Annotated in this window: 1 protein-coding gene; it reads right to left on the reverse strand. The window is 62.9% G+C overall.

The genetic code is table 11. The annotated features are described in order from the left end of the window. Positions 1–9: 9 nt before the first annotated feature. Positions 10–468: a hypothetical protein gene (locus tag ACFO1S_RS21690; RefSeq protein ID WP_204605120.1), complete on the reverse strand. Its 459-nt coding sequence runs from the start codon at positions 466–468 to the stop codon at positions 10–12. Between the last annotated feature and the right edge of the window lie 128 nt (positions 469–596).

Raw genomic sequence — 596 nt, forward strand, 5'->3', positions numbered from 1 at the left:
GCGCACACTCTACGCCACCGCTGACGCTTCACAGTCGCATTCTGCGACGATGCGCACACTCTGCGCCCCCGCTGACGCTTCACAGTCGCATTCTGCGACGATGCGCACACTCTGCGCCTCCATTGACGCTCCACAGTCGCATTCTGCGACGATGCGCACACTCTGCCGCCACCGCTGACGCTCCACAGTCGCATTCTGCGACGATGCGCACACTCTACGCCCCCGCTGACGCTCCACAGTCGCATTCTGCGACAATACGCACACTATGCGTCCCCGCTGACGCTCCACAGTCGCATTCTGCGACGGTACGCACACTCTTCGCCCCCGCTGACGCTTCACAGTCGCATTCTGCGACGATGCGCACACTCTGCGCCCCCGCTGACGCTCCACAGTCGCATTCTGCGACGACGCGCACTCTCTGCGCCACCGCTGACGCTCCACAGTCGCATTCTGCGACGATGCGCACACTCTGCGCTCCTGCTGACACTTCACAGTTGCATTCTGCGACGATGCACACACTCTGCCGCCACCGCTGACGCTTCACAGTCGCATTCTGCGACGATGCGCACACTCCTCGCTTCCGCTGACGCTCCACA

It is taken from the genome of Cohnella boryungensis, assembly GCF_042651945.1.
GTDB classification, from domain to species: domain Bacteria; phylum Bacillota; class Bacilli; order Paenibacillales; family Paenibacillaceae; genus Cohnella; species Cohnella boryungensis.